Source organism: Actinophytocola gossypii (genome assembly GCF_025165815.1).
Classification (GTDB): domain Bacteria; phylum Actinomycetota; class Actinomycetes; order Mycobacteriales; family Pseudonocardiaceae; genus Actinophytocola; species Actinophytocola gossypii.
On sequence record NZ_JAFFZE010000008.1, the window covers coordinates 25,238 to 42,534 of the forward strand.

Genomic DNA, 17,297 nt, shown 5'->3' on the forward strand with positions numbered 1-17,297 from the left:
AACCAGCCGCCCAACGAGCCGCTGACCACCGGCAAGAGCTACGGCGGCTCGAACATCGGCGCGGGGGAGACCCACGTCGAGGCGGGCCCGGACGTCGACGTGGTCGCCGCGTCCGCGATCAGCGCCGAGGAGACCGAGCGGCTGGTCACCGAGACCACCCCCGACCTGTCGGTGTTCGGCCCGGACGTCGTGGCGAAGGCCGCCGAGCAGATGGCCCGCTACCCCGAGTCGCGGTCGGCGCTGCTGCCGATGCTGCACCTGGTGCAGTCGGTCGAGGGTTACGTCAGCCAGGCCGGCATCCAGTTCTGCGCCGAGCAGCTTGGCCTGTCCAACGCCGAGGTCAGCGCGGTCGCGACGTTCTACACGATGTACAAGCGCAAGCCGTGCGGCGAGCACCTGGTGAGCGTGTGCACCAACACCCTGTGCGCGGTGCTCGGCGGCGACGCGATCTACCAGCGCCTCCAGCAGCACCTCGGCGAGGGCGGCCAGCCGCTCAAGCACGAGGACACCTCCGGCACCCCCGGCGAGCCCGGCTCGATCACCCTCGAGCACGCCGAGTGCCTGGCGGCCTGTGACCTCGGCCCGGTGCTCCAGGTCAACTACGAGTACTACGACAACCAGACGCCCGAGTCGGCGGTCGAGCTCGTGGACGCCCTGCGCCGGGGTGAGAAGCCCGCGCCGACCCGAGGTGCCCCGCTGACCAGCCTGCGTGACGTCGAGCTGCAGCTGGCCGGGTTCTTCCCGGAGGACGAGGCCACCTACCGGTCCCACGTGGACGGTCCGTCGGCGGCGGTGGAGACCCTGCGCGGCGCCCAGCTCGCCGCGGACCGAGGCTGGACCGCCCCGACGATGCCGGAGAAGGCACCGGAGCTCCCGGAGGTCGAGAAGAAATGACCGAAGCAGAAACCAGCCGGCCGGACCCGGTGACCCCGGTGCTGACCAAGCGCTGGCTGTCGCCGAACTCGTGGCGGCTGTCGACCTACGAGCAGCTCGAGGGCTACACCGCGCTGCGCAAGGCGCTGTCCGGCACCCCCGAGCAGCTCGTCGCGCTGGTCAAGGAGTCCGGCCTGCGCGGCCGGGGCGGCGCGGGCTTCCCGGCCGGCGTGAAGTGGTCGTTCATGCCGCCCAACGAGGACAAGCCGCACTACCTCGTGATCAACGCCGACGAGGGCGAGCCGGGCACCTGCAAGGACATCCCGCTGATGATGGCGGACCCGCACTCGCTCATCGAGGGCTGCATCATCGCGGCCTACGCGATGCGGTCGCACCACTGCTTCATCTACGTGCGCGGCGAGGTGCCGCACTGCATCCGCCGGCTCAACGCGGCCGTGCGCGAGGCCGAGGCCGCCGGGTACCTGGGCACCAACATCCTCGACTCGGGCTTCGACCTCAAGATCACCGTGCACGCGGGCGCCGGCGCGTACATCTGCGGCGAGGAGACCGCGCTGCTCGACTCGCTGGAGGGCCGCCGAGGCCAGCCGAGGCTCAAGCCGCCGTTCCCCGCGGCCGCCGGCCTCTACGCCGCGCCGACCACGGTGAACAACGTCGAGACCATCGCCAGCGTGCCGTTCATCGTCAACGGCGGCTCGGACTGGTTCCGCAAGATGGGCTCCGAGCGCTCGCCCGGCCCGAAGATCTTCTCGATCTCCGGGCACGTCGAGCGCCCCGGCCAGTACGAGGCCCCGCTCGGCACCACCCTGCGGGAGCTGCTGGAGCTGGCCGGCGGCATGAAGGACGGCATCCCGCTCAAGTTCTGGACCCCGGGCGGCTCGTCCACCCCGCTGTTCACCGCCGAGCACCTCGACGTCCCGCTGGACTTCGAGGGCGCCGCGGAGGCCGGCTCGATGCTCGGCACCACCGCGGTCATGGTGTTCAACGAGACCGTGTCCGTGCCCTGGGCCGTGATGAAGTGGACCGAGTTCTACGAGCACGAGTCCTGCGGCAAGTGCACCCCCTGCCGGGAGGGCACCTACTGGCTGGCCGGGATCCTGCAGCGGATGGTCGACGGCCGCGGCACCGAGTCCGACATCGAGACGCTGCTGGACATCTGCGACAACGTGCTCGGCCGCTCGTTCTGCGCGCTCGGCGACGGCGCGGTCAGCCCGATCACCAGCGGCATCAAGTACTTCCGGGACGAGTTCCTCGCACTGTGCGACAAGAACAAGGCCGCCCCGGCAACCCCTGCGCTCGCGGGAGCACACTGACATGACAGCGATCGAAGAGAAGCCGGAGACGCAGGTCCCCGAGGGGCACGTGAAGCTGACCATCGACGGGGTCGAGGTCATCGCGCCCAAGGGCGAGCTGCTGATCCGCACCGCCGAGCGGCTCGGCACCGTCATCCCCCGGTTCTGCGACCACCCGCTGCTCGACCCGGCAGGCGCCTGCCGCCAGTGCCTGGTCGAGGTCGAGATGGGTGGCCGGCCGATGCCCAAGCCGCAGGCGTCCTGCACCATGACCGTCGCCGACGGCATGGTGGTCAAGACCCAGCGCACCTCGCCGGTGGCCGACAAGGCCCAGCAGGGCGTGATGGAGCTGCTGCTCATCAACCACCCGCTGGACTGCCCGGTCTGCGACAAGGGTGGCGAGTGCCCACTGCAGAACCAGGCCATGGCGCACGGCCGCAGCGACTCCCGGTTCGTGGAGACCAAGCGGACCTTCCCCAAGCCGATCCCGGTCTCCACCCAGGTACTGCTGGACCGCGAGCGCTGCGTGCTCTGCCAGCGCTGCACCCGCTTCTCCGACCAGATCGCCGGCGACCCGTTCATCGACCTGCTCGAGCGCGGCGCGCACCAGCAGGTCGGGATCGCGCAGGACAAGCCGTTCCAGTCCTACTTCTCCGGCAACACCATCCAGATCTGCCCGGTCGGCGCGCTCACCAGCGCCGCCTACCGGTTCCGGTCCCGGCCGTTCGACCTGGTGTCCACGCCGAGCGTCTGCGAGCACTGCTCGTCCGGCTGCGCGGAGCGCACCGACTGGCGGCGCGGCAAGGTGATGCGCAAGCTCGCCGGCGAGGACGCCGACGTCAACGAGGAGTGGATCTGCGACAAGGGCCGGTTCGCGTTCCGGTACCTGACCGCCGCCGACCGGATCACCCGGCCGATGGTCCGCGACACCGAGACCGGTGAGCTGGTCGAGGCCTCCTGGACCGACGCGCTGCGTGCCGCCGCCGACGGGCTCGCCAAGGCCCGCGACGGCAGGGGCGCGGGCGTGCTCACCGGTGGCCGGCTCACCGTCGAGGACGCCTACGCCTACGCCAAGTTCGCCCGGGTCGCGCTCGGCACCAACGACATCGACTTCCGGGCCCGCGCGCACTCCGCCGAGGAGCTGGAGTTCCTGGCCTCCCGGGTGGTCGGCACCACGCCGGACACCGGGGTGACCTTCCGCGCGATCGAGGCGGCGCCCGCGGTGCTCTGCGTGGCGCTCGACCCCGAGGAGGAGTCGCCGATCGTCTTCCTGCGGCTGCGCAAGGCGGCCCGCAAGCGCACCACCAAGGTGTTCCACATCGGACAGTGGACCTCGCCGGCGGTGCGCAAGACGATCAAGCCGCACGGCAAGGACAAGCCCTCGGTCGGCACCCTGCTCGCCTGCCCGCCCGGCGGCGAGGCCGCCGCGGTCGACGGCCTGCCGACGCACGCGCCGGACGTCTTCGAGGCGCTCGGCGGCGAAGGCGCGGTCATCCTGGTCGGCGAGCGTGCCGCCCAGGTGCCCGGCCTGCTGACCGCGCTGGTCACGCTGGCCGAGTCCAGCGGCGCCCGGCTCGCCTGGATCCCGCGCCGGGCGGGGGAGCGCGCCGCGCTGGACGCCGGTGCGGCGCCGACCCTGCTGCCCGGCGGCCGCCTGGTCACCGACGCCGACGCCCGTGCCCAGGTCGAGCGCGGCTGGGGCCTGGACGCCGGCACGCTGCCCGCCGCTCCCGGCCGGGACACCACCGGCATCCTCGCCGCCGCGGCCGCGGGTGAGCTGGACGGCCTGGTGGTCGGCGGCGTCGAGGTCGACGACCTGCCCGACCCCGCGCTGGCCGAGGAGGCGCTGGCCAAGGCCGGGTTCGTGGTCAGCCTGGAGCTGCGGGCGAGCGCGGTGACCGCGCACGCCGACGTGGTCCTCCCGGTCGCCCCGACCACGGAGAAGTCCGGCACCTTCGTCAACTGGGAGGGCCGGCTCCGCCCGTTCGGCACCACCATGGAGGGCACCGGCGCGCTGCCGGACTGCCGGGTGCTGGACACCCTCGGCGTCGAGATGGACGTCGACCTGTTCACCCAGACCCCGCAGGCCGCCGCCGCCGATCTGGCCCGACTGCCGGCCGTGGTCCGCGCCGCCGCGCCGCCCGCGGTGCCCGCCGCGTCGGCGAAGGACACCGGCGAGGGCCAGGCGGTGCTCGCGACCTGGCGGCAGCTGCTGGACAACGGCTCGCTGCAGTCCGACGAGCCGCACCTGGCCGGCACCGCCCGGCCGGTGGTCGTCCGGCTCAACCCGGCCACCGCCGAGCGGCTCGGCCTGAACGGCAACCCGACCGCGACGGTGAAGACCGTGCGCGGTTCGATCACCCTGCCGCTGGAGCACGCGGACCTGCCGGACGGGGTCGTCTGGCTGCCCGCGAACTCCGGGGCGGCCGGTGTCCGGCGGGTGCTCGGCGTCGGTCACGGCGACATCGTGTCGGTCACGGCCGAGAACCTGCTGACCGGCGTGACCACTCAACCAGGAGGCGAGTCAGCATGACCAGGGCTGAACTCCTCGCGGACGACCCGCTCTGGCTGATCCTGATCAAGGTCGTGGTCGTGCTCCTCATCGGGCCGCTGCTGACCGTGTTCATGATCGTCTGGGAGCGCAAGGCCATCGGCCGGCTCCAGCAGCGGCCCGGCCCGAACCGGGTCGGCCCCGGCGGCTACTTCCAGTCCATCGCGGACGCGATCAAGCTGCCGTTCAAGGAGCAGATCATCCCGGCCACCGCGGACCGGAAGGTGTACTTCCTCGCCCCGATGATCGCGGTGACCCCGGCGCTGCTGGCGTTCTCCGTGATGCCGATCGGCCCGCAGGTGTCGATCTTCGGCGAGCAGACCGTGCTGCAGCTGGTCGACCTGCCGGTCGGCGTGCTGGTGGTGCTGGCCTGCGCCTCGGTCGGCGTCTACGGGATCGTGCTCGCCGGCTGGTCGTCCGGCTCGCCCTATCCGCTGCTCGGCGGGCTGCGCTCGGCCGCGCAGGTGATCTCCTACGAGATCGCGATGGGACTCTCGATCGTCGGCGTGGTGCTCTACGCGCAGTCGCTGTCCACGGGGGACATCGTCGAGGCGCAACAGAACGGGTGGTTCTTCTACCTGTTGCCGTTCAGCTTCGTGATCTACCTGATCTCGATGGTCGGCGAGACCAACCGCGCGCCGTTCGACCTGCCGGAGGCCGAGTCCGAACTGGTGGGCGGCTTCCACACCGAGTACAGCTCGATGAAGTTCGCGCTGTTCTTCCTCGCCGAGTACACCAACATGATCGTCGTCTCGGCGTTCGCCACCACGCTGTTCCTCGGCGGCTGGATGGCCCCGTGGCCGATCTCGCTGATCGGCGACAACTACTTCAACAGCGGCTGGTGGCCGATCCTCTGGTTCTTCGGCAAGATGTTCGTGCTGCTGTTCTGCTTCATCTGGCTGCGCGCGACGCTGCCGCGGTTCCGGTACGACCAGTTCATGAAGATCGGCTGGAAGGTGCTGGTGCCGCTGAACCTGGTCTGGATCGTGCTGATCGCCGGGCTGCGCGCCATCCGCGGCGAGTCGGACGTGACGACCGGCCAGATCCTCACCTACGGCGGCATCGTCATCCTGGTGATCATCGGGCTGAGCTTCGCGTTCGACCGCGGCCGGGTCATCGAGGACGACGACCAGGTGCCGATCACCGGTGGCGGCTACCCGGTCCCACCGCTGGACCTGGAGATACCCAAGGCCCCGAAACGCAAGGCGGTCCGCGGCCGCAACCGGCGCCGCCCGGCCGCCGTCGGCGCCGGTACGGATGCCGAGAAGGAGTCGAACGATGGGGATCTTTGATCCGATCAAGGGCTTCGGTGTCACCTTCTCGACGATGTTCAAGAAGGTCGTCACCGAGGAGTACCCGGAGGCCGGTGCCCCGGCCGCGCCGAGGTACCACGGCCGCCACCAGCTCAACCGGCACCCGGACGGGCTGGAGAAGTGCGTCGGCTGCGAACTGTGCGCCTGGGCCTGTCCGGCCGACGCGATCTTCGTGGAGGGCGCGGACAACACCGAGGAGGCGCGCTACTCCCCGGGTGAGCGGTACGGCGCCGACTACCAGATCAACTACCTGCGCTGCATCGGCTGCGGCCTGTGCATCGAGGCCTGCCCGACCCGCTCGCTGACGATGATCAACGAGTACGAGCTGGCCAACGACAACCGGCAGGACCTCATCTGGACCAAGGAGGACCTGCTCGCCCCGCTGCTGCGCGGGATGGAGCAGCCGCCGCACCCGATGCGCCTCGGTGACACCGAGCAGGACTACTACGTCGACGCGCCGCGCCTGGCCCGCAAGTGGGGTTACCCCGACCCGGTGAAGGGGGAGGCCAAGTGATCACGCTCGCGCAGGACGTGCAGAACACCATGTCGACGGGCGAGTCCATCGCGTTCTGGGTGCTCGGCCCGCTGGCGCTGTTCGGCGCGCTCGGCATGATCTTCGCGCGCAACGCGGTGCACTCGGCGCTGTTCCTGGTGCTGACCATGCTCAGCCTCGGCGTGACCTACATGGTGCAGCAGGCGCCGTTCCTCGGCTTCGTGCAGATCATCGTCTACACCGGCGCGGTGATGATGCTGTTCCTGTTCGTGCTGATGCTGGTCGGCAAGGACTCGTCGGACTCGGTGGTCGAGGTGCTGCGCGGGCAGCGGCTGGCCGCCACGATCCTCGGCGTCGGGCTCGCCGCGCTGATCGTCACCGCGATCGCCCGCTCGCTCACCGAGGTCACCCCGGTCGGGCTGCAGGGCGTCGAGGCCAACGGCGGCCACGGCAACGTGGAGAACCTCGGCCGGTCGATCTTCACCGACTGGCTGTTCGCGTTCGAGCTGACCTCGGCGCTGCTGATCACCGCCGCGGTCGGCGCGATGGTGCTCGGCTTCGTCGACCGGCACACCCGCGGCCGCAAGACCCAGCGCGAGCTGGTGGAGATGCGCTTCCGCGGCGAGCACGACCGCCCGTCGCCGCTGCCCGGCCCCGGCGTGTTCGCCACCTCCACCTCGGTGGCCACGCCCGCCCTGCTGCCCGACGGCTCGGTCGCGCCGGAGTCGCTGTCCCGGCTGATCGACTCGGTCGGGGCCGAGGACCTCGACGAGGAGCGCGAGGCGATCACCGGCAGCGCCCACGGCGCCGAGGCCCGGGCGCTCAACCCGTCCACCCGGGAAGGGGAGTCCTCATGACCCCGACCGTCTACCTGCTGCTCTCCGCGCTGCTGTTCACCATCGGCGCGGTCGGGGTGCTGGTGCGGCGCAACGCCATCGTGGTGTTCATGTGCATCGAGCTGATGCTGAACGCGGTGAACCTGTCGCTGGTCACGTTCGCGCGGATCAACGGCTCGCTCGACGGACAGATCATGGCGTTCTTCGTGATGGTGGTGGCCGCCGCGGAGGTCGTGGTCGGGCTCGCGATCATCATGTCGATCTTCCGAACCCGCCGCTCGGCCTCGGTCGACGACGCCAACCTGCTGAAGTACTGAGGGGAAGGTCGTGACTGGTACTCACCTGGCGGCGCAGCAGGTCGCCGAGGTCACCGAAGCCACCGGCCTCGCCGGGTCGGCCTGGCTGCTGATCCTGTTCCCGGTCGTCGGCGCGGTCGTGCTGCTGCTCGGCGGCAGGTTCACCGACGCATGGGGCCACCTGCTCGGCTGCCTGACCGTGCTCGCGTCGTTCGCCTACGGGCTGGCGCTGTTCTTCTCCTCGACCGGGATGTCCTCCTCCGAGCGGGTGCAGAACGTCTCCATGTTCGACTGGATCCCGGTCGAACAGCTCCAGGTCGAGTTCGGACTGCGGATCGACCCGCTGTCGATCAGCTTCGTGCTGCTGATCACCGGGGTCGGCTCGCTGATCCACATCTACTCGATCGGCTACATGTCCGACGACAAGGACCGCAGGCGCTTCTTCGGGTACTTCAACCTGTTCGTCGCCGCCATGCTGATCCTGGTGCTGGGCAACGGGTTCGTGACCCTGTACCTCGGCTGGGAGGGTGTCGGCCTCGCGTCGTACCTGCTGATCGGGTGGTACACCAACCGCCCGTCGGCGGCGACCGCGGCCAAGAAGGCGTTCCTGATGAACCGGGTCGGCGACGTCGGCCTGGCGCTCGCGATCTTCATCATGTTCGCCGAGCTGGGCACCACCCAGTACACCGAGGTGTTCGCCGGCATCGACCAGCTCTCGCCGGCCACGATCACCGCGCTGACGCTGCTGCTCCTGCTCGGCGCGTGCGGCAAGTCCGGCCAGTTCCCGCTGCAGGCCTGGTTGCCCGACGCGATGGAGGGCCCGACCCCGGTCTCGGCCCTGATCCACGCGGCGACCATGGTCACCGCCGGCGTGTACCTGGTCGCCCGGGCGAACCCGATCTACATGCAGAGCGAGGACGGCCGCCTGGTCGTGGTGATCGTCGGCGCGCTCACGCTGCTGGTCGGATCGATCATCGGCTGCGCGTACGACGACATCAAGAAGGTGCTCGCGTACTCCACGGTCAGCCAGATCGGCTACATGATGCTGGCCGTCGGCCTCGGCCCGTTCGGGTTCGCGCTCGGCATCATGCACCTGCTCACCCACGGCTTCTTCAAGGCCGGGCTGTTCCTCGGTGCCGGGTCGGTCATGCACGGCATGAACGACGAGGTCGACATGCGCAAGTACGGCGGCCTGGCGCGGGTGATGCCGTGGACGTTCGGCACGTTCGCCCTCGGCTACCTGGCGCTGATCGGCATCCCGCCGTTCTCCGGCTTCTTCTCCAAGGACGCGATCATCGAGGCCGCGTTCGGTGCGGAGGGCTGGCGCGGCTGGGTGTTCGGCGGCGCGGCGCTGCTCGGTGCCGGCCTGACCGCGTTCTACATGACCCGCCTGATGCTGATGACGTTCTTCGGCAAGCAGCGGTGGCGGGAGCTCAAGAGCGAGGACGGCCGGGACTTCCACCCGCACGAGGCGAAGCCCGTGATGGTCGTGCCGATGGTCGTCCTCGCGATCGGCTCGATCGGCGCCGGCTGGTTCCTCGCCGGCGGCGACCTGCTCGCCGAGTGGCTGTCCCCGTCGCTGGGTGCGTTGCAGGAGGCCGAGCACGCGGTCGTCCCGCACGCGCTGGTGCCGTGGCTGACCGTCGGCCTGTCGCTGCTCGGCGTGCTGATCGCCTGGCTGGTCGTCGGCCGCCGCGACGTCCCGGTGACCAAGCCGGAGCCGGTGTCCTTCCCGGTCCGCGCCGCGCGCCGGGACCTGTACGGCAACGCGCTGAACGAGGCGCTGATCGCCCGGCCGGGCACCTGGCTGGCCCGGGCGCTGGTCTACGTGGACAACAAGGGAGTTGACGGGCTGGTGAACGGCATCGCCGCCGCGCTCGGCGGTAGCTCCGGCAGACTCCGCCGCACCCAGACCGGCTTCGTCCGGTCCTACGCGGCGTCCATGCTCGGCGGCTCCATCCTCGTCCTGGTGGCCTTCCTGGCGGTGAGGTACGCATGACGTCCACTTCTAATGCGGCGCTGTTGATCGCGCTGCTGCTGATCCCGCTCGTCGGTGCCGTGGTGGTGGCGCTGCTGCGGGGCAACGACAAGGTCGCCAAGCAGACCGCGCTCGGCTTCTCGCTCGTCGAGCTCGGGGTCGCGGTGGCGTCCTGGCTCGCCTACGACCCGGGTGGGGCCCGGCTCCAGCAGGGCTTCTCGGTCGACTGGATCCCCGCGTTCGGCGTGCACCTGTCGTTCGGTGTGGACGGCATCGCGCTGGTGATGGTCGCGGTGATCGCGCTGCTGGTGCCGATCGTGATCGGCGCCGGCTGGGCGGACAAGCTGCCGGCCGACCGCACCGCGGGCGGGTTCTGGTCGCTGATCCTGCTCCAGCAGGCGCTCACCATCGGCGTGTTCGCGGCGACCGACGTGTTCCTGTTCTACGTGCTGTTCGAGGTCATGCTGATCCCGATGTACTTCCTCATCGGGTCCTTCGGCGGGGCGCGCAGGCAGTACGCGGCGGTGAAGTTCTTCCTGTACTCGTTCCTCGGCGGCCTGATCATGCTGGCGTCGGCCATCGGCGCCTACTCGATGGCCTCCGACGAACTGGGCCAGGGCACCTTCGACTGGGCCACCCTGGTCCAGGTGGTGTCGGACGCGCCGCTGTCCAACCAGATCTGGATCTTCCTCGGCTTCTTCCTCGCGTTCGCGGTGAAGGCGCCGCTGGTGCCGCTGCACACCTGGCTGCCGGACGCGGCCGCCGAGGCGCCGATCGGCGTCACGGTGATCCTGGTGGCGATCCTGGACAAGGTCGGCACGTTCGGCTTCCTGCGCTACCTGCTGCCGATGACGCCCGACGCGAGCGTCGAGCTGGCGCCGCTGGTGCTGGTCATGGGCGTCGCCGGCGTGCTGTACGGGGCGCTGCTGGCGGCCGGGCAGCGGGACATGAAGCGGTTCATCGCCTACGTGTCCATCGCGCACTTCGGCTTCATCGCGCTCGGCATCTTCGCGTTCACCGCCCAGGCCGAGGTCGGCGCGGTGACGTACATGGTCAACCACTCGATCTCGACCGGCATGCTGATCCTGGTGATCGGCATGGTCGTCGCCCGGGGCGGCTCGTCGCTGATCGCGGACTACGGCGGCCTGGCGAAGGTCACCCCGGCGCTGGCCGGCGTGTTCCTGGTCGCCGGCCTGGCCTCCCTGTCGCTGCCCGGCACGAACTCGTTCATCAGCGAGTTCCTGGTGCTGATCGGCGCGTTCGGGCCGGAGCCGGTGTTCACGATCCTGGCGACCGTCGGCATGATCCTCGCCGCGCTGTACGTGCTGTGGCTCTACCAGCGGGTGTTCCACGGTCCGCTGCGCGGGGACGCGCTGTTGAACGTGGCCGGTGGGCCTGGCACGGCGGTGGCGCCCGCGGTGGCGGCGCGCAAGGCCGTCGTCGACCTGACCGGCCGGGAGAAGCTGGTGCTCGCCCCGCTGCTGGTGCTCGTCATCGGCCTCGGGTTCTACCCGGCGCCGGTGCTCGACGTGGTCGGCCCGTCGGTGGAGGCGACACTCCAGTCGGTCGGTGTCACGGATGGAGGCAACTGAGTTGTCCGCTCTGGTTACGGCGATCTCGCTCGCCCAGGACCCGCCGGCCAAGGAGACGCTGGCGCCGATCGACTACGGCGCCATCATGCCGATGTTGATCATCCTGGGCGCGGCGTGCCTCGGGGTGCTGTTCGAGGCGCTCCTGCCGCGGCACCAGCGCTGGTCGGCGCAGGTGGCCCTCACGCTGCTGGCACTGGTCGGCGCCGGCGTCACGATGGCGTTCTACATCGCCGACGCGCCGGCGGACGGAACGCTGACCCTGGCCGGCGCGATCGCGGTCGACCGCCCGGCGCTGTTCCTCTGGGGCACGCTGCTCGCGCTGGCGCTCGGCGCCGTGCTGATGATCGCGGACCGCACGGTCGAGCCCGGTGGTGCTTTCGTCGCCCAGGCGGCGATCCGTCCCGGCACCGTGCAGGACCGCGAGCAGCGCCTCGGCGCGCATCCCGATCGCCGGGACGGCGCCAGGTTCCAGATGCAGACCGAGGTCTTCCCGCTGACGCTGTTCGCGCTCGGCGGCATGATGGTGTTCTGCTCGGCGAACGACCTGCTGACGATGTTCATCGCGCTCGAGGTGCTGAGCCTGCCGCTGTACCTGATGTGCGGGCTGGCGCGGCGGCGCAGGCTGCTGTCCCAGGAGGCGGCGGTCAAGTACTTCCTGCTCGGGGCGTTCGCGTCGGCGTTCTTCCTGTACGGACTCGCGCTGCTGTACGGCTACGCGGGTTCGGTGCGGCTGGCCGACATCGCCAACGCCGCCGCCGGTTCGGACCGTTCGGACACGCTGCTGTTCGGCGGCATGGCGCTGCTGATCGTCGGGTTGCTGTTCAAGGGTTCGGTCGGCCCGTTCCACGCCTGGACCCCGGACGTGTACCAGGGCGCTCCGACGCCGCTGACGGGCTTCATGGCCGCGTGCACGAAGGTCGCCGCGTTCGGCGGTATCCTGCGCGTGCTGTCGGTGGGTCTGGAAAGCACCCAGTGGGAGTGGCGCGGCATCATGTGGGGCGTCGCGATCGTGTCGATGATCATCGGGGCGGTGCTTGGCCTGACCCAGACCGACATCAAGCGGATGATCGCGTACTCGTCGATCGCGCACGCCGGCTTCCTGCTGATCGGCGCGATCGTGCTGACCCCGGACGGCCTGTCGTCGACGCTGTTCTACCTGCTGGCCTACGGCTTCACCACGGTGGCCACGTTCGGCGTGATCTCCCTGGTCCGCGACGCCGACGGCGAGGCGACCCACCTGTCCCAGTGGGCGGGCCTGGCGAAGCGCTCGCCACTGGTGGCGGGGGTGTTCACGTTCCTGCTGCTGGCGCTCGCCGGCATCCCGTTGACGAGTGGGTTCATCGGCAAGTTCGTGGTCTTCTCGGCGGCGCTGTCGGACGGCATGGCCCCGCTGGTCGTGATCGCCCTGATCGCGTCCGCCGTGGCGGCGTTCTTCTACCTGCGGGTGATCGTGCTGATGTACTTCAGCGAGCCAGCACCGGACGGCCCCACCGTCACCGTCCCCGGCGCCTTCACCACGGCGTCGATCACCCTGGGCGTCGTGGTCACCCTCCTGCTGGGCATCGTCCCGGCCTTCGCCCTCGACTGGGCCGACGCCGGCACCTTCGCCCTCCGGTAACGCGTTCACGGTGCGCCGGCCCCGGGTGAGCATCGCCACCCGGGGCCGGCGTTGTGACATGGGGAAGCGGCCGGACATTAGGGTGGGGTGCAGGAAGCCGAGTGGGGAGCGATGCCGACGTGACAGGTGAGGAAGCCGTGCCGCGACTGCCGGCGTCGCTCGGGCTGGACCAGGCCGATCCGAAGTTGGTCGAGGACGTGAGCGCCGGGCTCGGGCAGGTCGAGGACCTGCTGCGGTCCGTGGTGCACAGTGACGTGGACTTCGTGAACGAGGCAGCCACTCACCTGGTCCGGGCCGGCGGCAAGCGGTTCCGGCCGTTGTTCACCCTGCTGTCCGCCAACGTCGCGGGCTCGGTGAACCCCGACGTCGTCACCGCGGCCGCCGCGGTCGAGCTGGTGCACCTCGCCACGCTCTACCACGACGACGTGATGGACGAGGCCACGATGCGCCGCGGCTCCGCCAGCGTCAACGCGCGCTGGGACAACACCATCGCCATCCTCACCGGTGACTTCCTGTTCGCGCACGCCTCCGGCCTGGTCGCCGACCTCGGCAGCGACGCGGCCCGGATCATCGCCGAGACCATGGGCCAGCTGGTCACCGGGCAGATGCGGGAGACCGTCGGCCCGGTGGACGGCGACGACCGGGTCACCCACTACCTCGCCGTCATCAACCAGAAGACCGGCTCGCTGATCGCCACCGCCGGCCGCTACGGCGGGATGTTCTCCGGCGCGCCCGTCGCCCACACCGACGCCCTGCACCGGTTCGGCGACCTGATCGGCACGGCGTTCCAGATCTCCGACGACATCATCGACATCGCCTCCCCGGCCGACGAGTCCGGCAAGACCCCGGGCACCGACCTGCGCGAGGGCGTCCTCACCCTGCCGATGCTCTACGCGCTGTCCCCCGAGCACGCCGGCGAGCCCGACCCGCGCCTGCGCGAACTCCTCGCCGGACCCGTCGCCGACGAGGACGTCGACGAGGCCCTGACGCTGCTGCGCAAGTCGCCCGGCCTGGAGCACGCGATCCGCACGCTGAACGAGTACGCCGACCGCGCCAGGGCCGAGCTGGTGTCGCTGCCCGAGGGCACCGCCCGCGACGCGCTGGACATGCTCGCCCGGTACGTGGTAGCCCGGACCCGGTAAGCGACATCACCCTGGTCGCGTCGACTATGACCCGTTCGCAGTAGCCTGAGCACCGCCTTGCAAGGCGCGGCGGCGCGCGGAGGGAGATGACCATGCCGATCTTCGGGCAGGTCTGGTTGTGGAGTTCGTTGGCCTTCCTGCTCGGAGCGCTGCTCTGCTGGGGCCTCGTCGCGCTGCCCGCCCGCAGACGGGTCGGCGAGCTGGAGTCCGAGCTGGCCGCCCGGGCCCGCCGGCAGCCCCCCGAGCGCCCCGAGCCGCGCCGGCCCGTCCAGGACGAGCGCGACGACTACGACCCGCGCGCGCTCGTGCCCGGCCTCGAACCGGACGACGAGGTGCACAACGAGTCGCTGACCAGGGCGTACGCACTGAGCGGCACGCGTGGTGAGACCCCGCCGCAGCCGCCGGCGGGCATCAGTGGCGCGCTGGGCGGCCTGTCGGCGCCACCGGAGACCGACACGGAGCTGTCCGACGGTCCCCGCACGTCGGCCACCCAGTACCTCAACGTCTCCGGCTCGGGCTCGCTGGATGCTCCGGCCGAGGTGCCGCCCCAGGACGAGCCGGACCGGGGCTGGTTCGGCGGCGACGACGACAAGCCGGAGGAGCCCGTCCGGGAGGACGCTCCGCAGGTCACGACGGTCCTGCCGCAGGTGCCGGCGGAGCCGGTCGAGGACGGCCGGCTGGTCGACGACATCGACGAGGCGGACGACGCCGACGCGGGGGAGGACGGCGGCACCGTCTTCACCCAGCGCACCCACCCGATCCCCGGGGAGCTCATCCGTCAGCTCGACGAGTCGGCGCCCGAGGAGCGTGAGCCCGCTCACCGCCTCGAGGACGCGCCGGCCCACGAACTGGTCGACGACCTGGACGATGACCTGGACGGCGAGCCGGACGAGCGAACCATTCTGACCGAACCCGCGGGTTCCGGCGAGTCGAAACACCAGTTGGTGGAGGATCCGGCGGTACCCTCGACGCAGCCGCCGGCCGAGCCGGCGCACGGTGCGCACGACCGGACGGAGGTCGTGCCCGCACACACCGCCGAGGAACAGACCGCGGTGGTGTCCGCCAGCGGGCGGCCGGGGGCCGTCGGCGATCAGAACACATCGGGTGCCGAGGAGCCCAAGATCATGCCGGGGGTCACCGTCCAAGCCGAGTCGTCGCAGAACAAGTTACCGAAGCGCGTGCCGTCCAAGCCGCCGTCACGAACACCCTTCGGGGTGAAGACGACGTCGCCGGCGAATCCGGCCCCGGCAGCGCCGTCGGGTGCGCCCGCGCAGGCGGAGAGCGCCAACGAGGCCTCACGGTCGCTGTTCGAGCCGATCGTGCCGGCCGGCGACGGGGCACCGAAGCCGGTGCCGCCGCCTCACCGCGTGCGGGGTGCCGCCGGTGTGGGCGAGGGCGGCGGGCCGAGCAACGGCCGGGGCCCGTTCGGTCCGGGATCGGCCATGCCGCTGCCCGGCGGGGCGCCGCCGTCACCGGAGTACACGATCAAGGCGAGCGCCAGCGCGATGCGGTACTGCACGCCCGAGTCGGAGAAGTTCGGCCGCACGGTGGCCGAGGTCTGGTTCCGCACGGCGGCGGACGCGGAGCGGGTCGGGTTCCGTCCGGTCACCTGAGGGTGACGCCGGGCACGGGGGCGGTGAGGGCTTGCCCTATTGTTTGCGCCAATCCGGTGATCGCTGACCCGTTACCTTGCTCTAGGAGGCAGGCACCGTGAAGTGGTTCAAGCGGCTGTTCGGCAGGAAGCGGGATTCGCAGACCACGTCGCCTGCCGAGACCCCGGCATCCGTGGTGGAGAAGGCGACCACACCCGCGGAACCCGAGCCCGCCGAGGAAACAAAGTCCCCCGAGACTCCCGCGGCGGACGCGCCCCGCCCAGCCCGCGAGCCCTCCGACCCGGCGCTGAACCAGTTGGACGGTGAGCGCACCGCCGCCCAACTCCCGGAGACGCAGGACACCGCCGCCACCGAAGCGGCGGCGGACGTGTCCGCCGACCAGCCGGTAGCCGAGAAGGCCCCAGCGAAGTCCCCTGCTCCGGAGGCCCCCACCGCCGACAAGCCGGCATCGAAGGACCCCGCTACAGAGCGGCCCGCCACCAAGGAACCCGCCACCGCGCAGTCGGCTGCCAAGGAACCCGCGGGCGCGCAGTCGGCTGCCAATGAATCCGCCGCCGCGCAGTCGGCCGCCAAGGAGACTGCCGGGAAGCAGCCGACTGCGAAGAAGTCGGCCGCCAAGCAGGCCGCCGTCAAGGAATCCGCCGCTGAGCAGTCGGCCGCCAAGCAATCCGCCGCGAAGCGGCCTGCCGCTCAAAAGCCTGCCGCGAAGCAACCGGCGGCTAAGGACTCCGCCGCTGAGCCCGCCGCCGATGGCTTAGCCGAGAAAGCCGCCGCCGAGACGTCGGCCACCGGCGATTCAGCGGAGCAGCCGGCCGCCAACGAGGCGACCAAGAAGCCCGCCACCGCCAAGGCCGCGAAGGCCCCCGCGAAGTCCACCGGCGCGAAGTCCACCACCGCGAAGAAGACCGCGGCCGCGAAGAAGCCCGCCGATCCCGCGCCCGTCACTCCCGCGACCACCGCCGAACAGCCCGCTCCCGTCGAGGAAGGCCCCTTCGGCCCCGGCTCCGCCAAGCCCCTCGCCGACGGCGCCGCCCCGGCCGAGGAGTACACCGTCAAGGGCAAGCGCTCGTCGAAGCTCTTCCACACGGCCGAGTCGCCCTACTTCACCCGCACCAAGGCCGACGTCTGGTTCAAGACCCCGGCCGACGCCGAGAACGCCGGCTTCGCGGCCTGGAACCACAAGAAGAAGGCCGCCGCCAAGTAAGCCCTGAGAAGGTGACCTTCGAGACGCCCAGCGTCCCGAAGGTCACCATTTCAGCCCACCGTCCAGGTGTCGTTCCCGTTGAGCAGCGCCTGCAGGTCGGCCGGCTTGGCCTCCTTCGCCGCCGCGACCTGGTGCCGCGCCTGGTCGTCGTAGGTCGGCCGGTCGACGCTCCGGTACACCCCGGTCACCACGTGCCCGAGGTCCTGCGTCGACAGCCGGGACAGCGCGAACGCGTAGGACGGGTCGTCCACGGTCGCGTCGTGCACCACGATCTCCGACTCCGCCACGTCGGCGGTCTTCGCGATGTCCAGCCCGTACTCGGTCCGCACCACCGCGTGCTCCCCGTCCGCCCCGAACACGATGGGTTTGCCGTGTTGGACGGGGATGAGGCGTTGTTCCTTCTGTCCTGGTTCTTTGAGTACGTCGAAGGCGCCGTCGTTGAAGATCGGGCAGTTCTGGTAGATCTCGACCAGGGCTG

The 17,297-nt window shown here is 70.7% G+C and carries 13 protein-coding genes and 1 pseudogene; 13 read left to right on the plus strand and 1 reads right to left on the minus strand.

Annotated elements, in window-relative coordinates:
* Nucleotides 1–21 precede the first annotated feature (21 nt).
* From nuoE to JT362_RS08220, 13 genes are all read left to right on the plus strand, one after another.
* Nucleotides 22–894, plus strand: coding sequence for an NADH-quinone oxidoreductase subunit NuoE (nuoE, locus tag JT362_RS08160; RefSeq protein WP_375546461.1), 873 nt, complete (start codon nt 22–24; stop codon nt 892–894).
* Nucleotides 891–2,204, plus strand: a complete 1,314-nt coding sequence (gene nuoF, locus JT362_RS08165; protein ID WP_260190444.1) for an NADH-quinone oxidoreductase subunit NuoF — start codon at nt 891–893, stop codon at nt 2,202–2,204. The genes nuoE and nuoF overlap by 4 nt, the downstream gene beginning before the upstream one ends.
* Before the next feature lies 1 nt (nt 2,205).
* Nucleotides 2,206–4,716, plus strand: a complete 2,511-nt coding sequence (locus JT362_RS08170; protein WP_260190445.1) for an NADH-quinone oxidoreductase subunit G — start codon at nt 2,206–2,208, stop codon at nt 4,714–4,716.
* A complete protein-coding gene (nuoH, locus tag JT362_RS08175) occupies nt 4,713–6,026 on the plus strand; it encodes an NADH-quinone oxidoreductase subunit NuoH (RefSeq protein WP_260190446.1) in 1,314 nt (437 codons plus the stop codon). Before JT362_RS08170 ends, nuoH begins: the two co-directional genes overlap by 4 nt.
* Nucleotides 6,013–6,561 carry an NADH-quinone oxidoreductase subunit NuoI gene (gene nuoI, locus JT362_RS08180; RefSeq protein ID WP_260190447.1) on the plus strand — a complete coding sequence of 183 codons (549 nt, stop codon included), beginning with the start codon at nt 6,013–6,015 and terminating at the stop codon, nt 6,559–6,561. Before nuoH ends, nuoI begins: the two co-directional genes overlap by 14 nt.
* Entirely contained in the window at nt 6,558–7,397 is an 840-nt protein-coding gene (locus tag JT362_RS08185) for an NADH-quinone oxidoreductase subunit J (RefSeq protein WP_260190448.1), read from the plus strand. Before nuoI ends, JT362_RS08185 begins: the two co-directional genes overlap by 4 nt.
* Complete coding sequence (gene nuoK / locus JT362_RS08190; protein WP_075127779.1) at nt 7,394–7,693, plus strand: NADH-quinone oxidoreductase subunit NuoK; 300 nt, start codon at nt 7,394–7,396, stop codon at nt 7,691–7,693. Before JT362_RS08185 ends, nuoK begins: the two co-directional genes overlap by 4 nt.
* Nucleotides 7,694–7,703: 10 nt before the next feature.
* Complete coding sequence (nuoL, locus tag JT362_RS08195) at nt 7,704–9,671, plus strand: NADH-quinone oxidoreductase subunit L (RefSeq protein WP_260190449.1); 1,968 nt, start codon at nt 7,704–7,706, stop codon at nt 9,669–9,671.
* A complete protein-coding gene (locus JT362_RS08200; protein WP_260190450.1) occupies nt 9,668–11,242 on the plus strand; it encodes an NADH-quinone oxidoreductase subunit M in 1,575 nt (524 codons plus the stop codon). Before nuoL ends, JT362_RS08200 begins: the two co-directional genes overlap by 4 nt.
* Nucleotides 11,243–11,327: 85 nt before the next feature.
* Nucleotides 11,328–12,860 carry an NADH-quinone oxidoreductase subunit NuoN gene (gene nuoN, locus JT362_RS08205; RefSeq protein ID WP_375546462.1) on the plus strand — a complete coding sequence of 511 codons (1,533 nt, stop codon included), beginning with the start codon at nt 11,328–11,330 and terminating at the stop codon, nt 12,858–12,860.
* Nucleotides 12,861–12,979: 119 nt separating this feature from the next.
* Entirely contained in the window at nt 12,980–14,002 is a 1,023-nt protein-coding gene (locus tag JT362_RS08210) for a polyprenyl synthetase family protein (RefSeq protein WP_260190452.1), read from the plus strand.
* 92 nt (nt 14,003–14,094) lie between these two features.
* Nucleotides 14,095–15,615, plus strand: a complete 1,521-nt coding sequence (locus JT362_RS08215) for a sunset domain-containing protein (RefSeq protein WP_260190453.1) — start codon at nt 14,095–14,097, stop codon at nt 15,613–15,615.
* Nucleotides 15,616–15,712: 97 nt separating this feature from the next.
* Nucleotides 15,713–16,819, plus strand: a complete 1,107-nt coding sequence (locus tag JT362_RS08220; RefSeq protein WP_260190454.1) for a sunset domain-containing protein — start codon at nt 15,713–15,715, stop codon at nt 16,817–16,819.
* A gap of 50 nt (nt 16,820–16,869) precedes the next feature.
* Here JT362_RS08220 and JT362_RS08225 read toward each other — a convergent pair.
* Nucleotides 16,870–17,297 (minus strand): annotated as a pseudogene (locus JT362_RS08225) (2-oxoacid:ferredoxin oxidoreductase subunit beta); the annotation flags it as partial.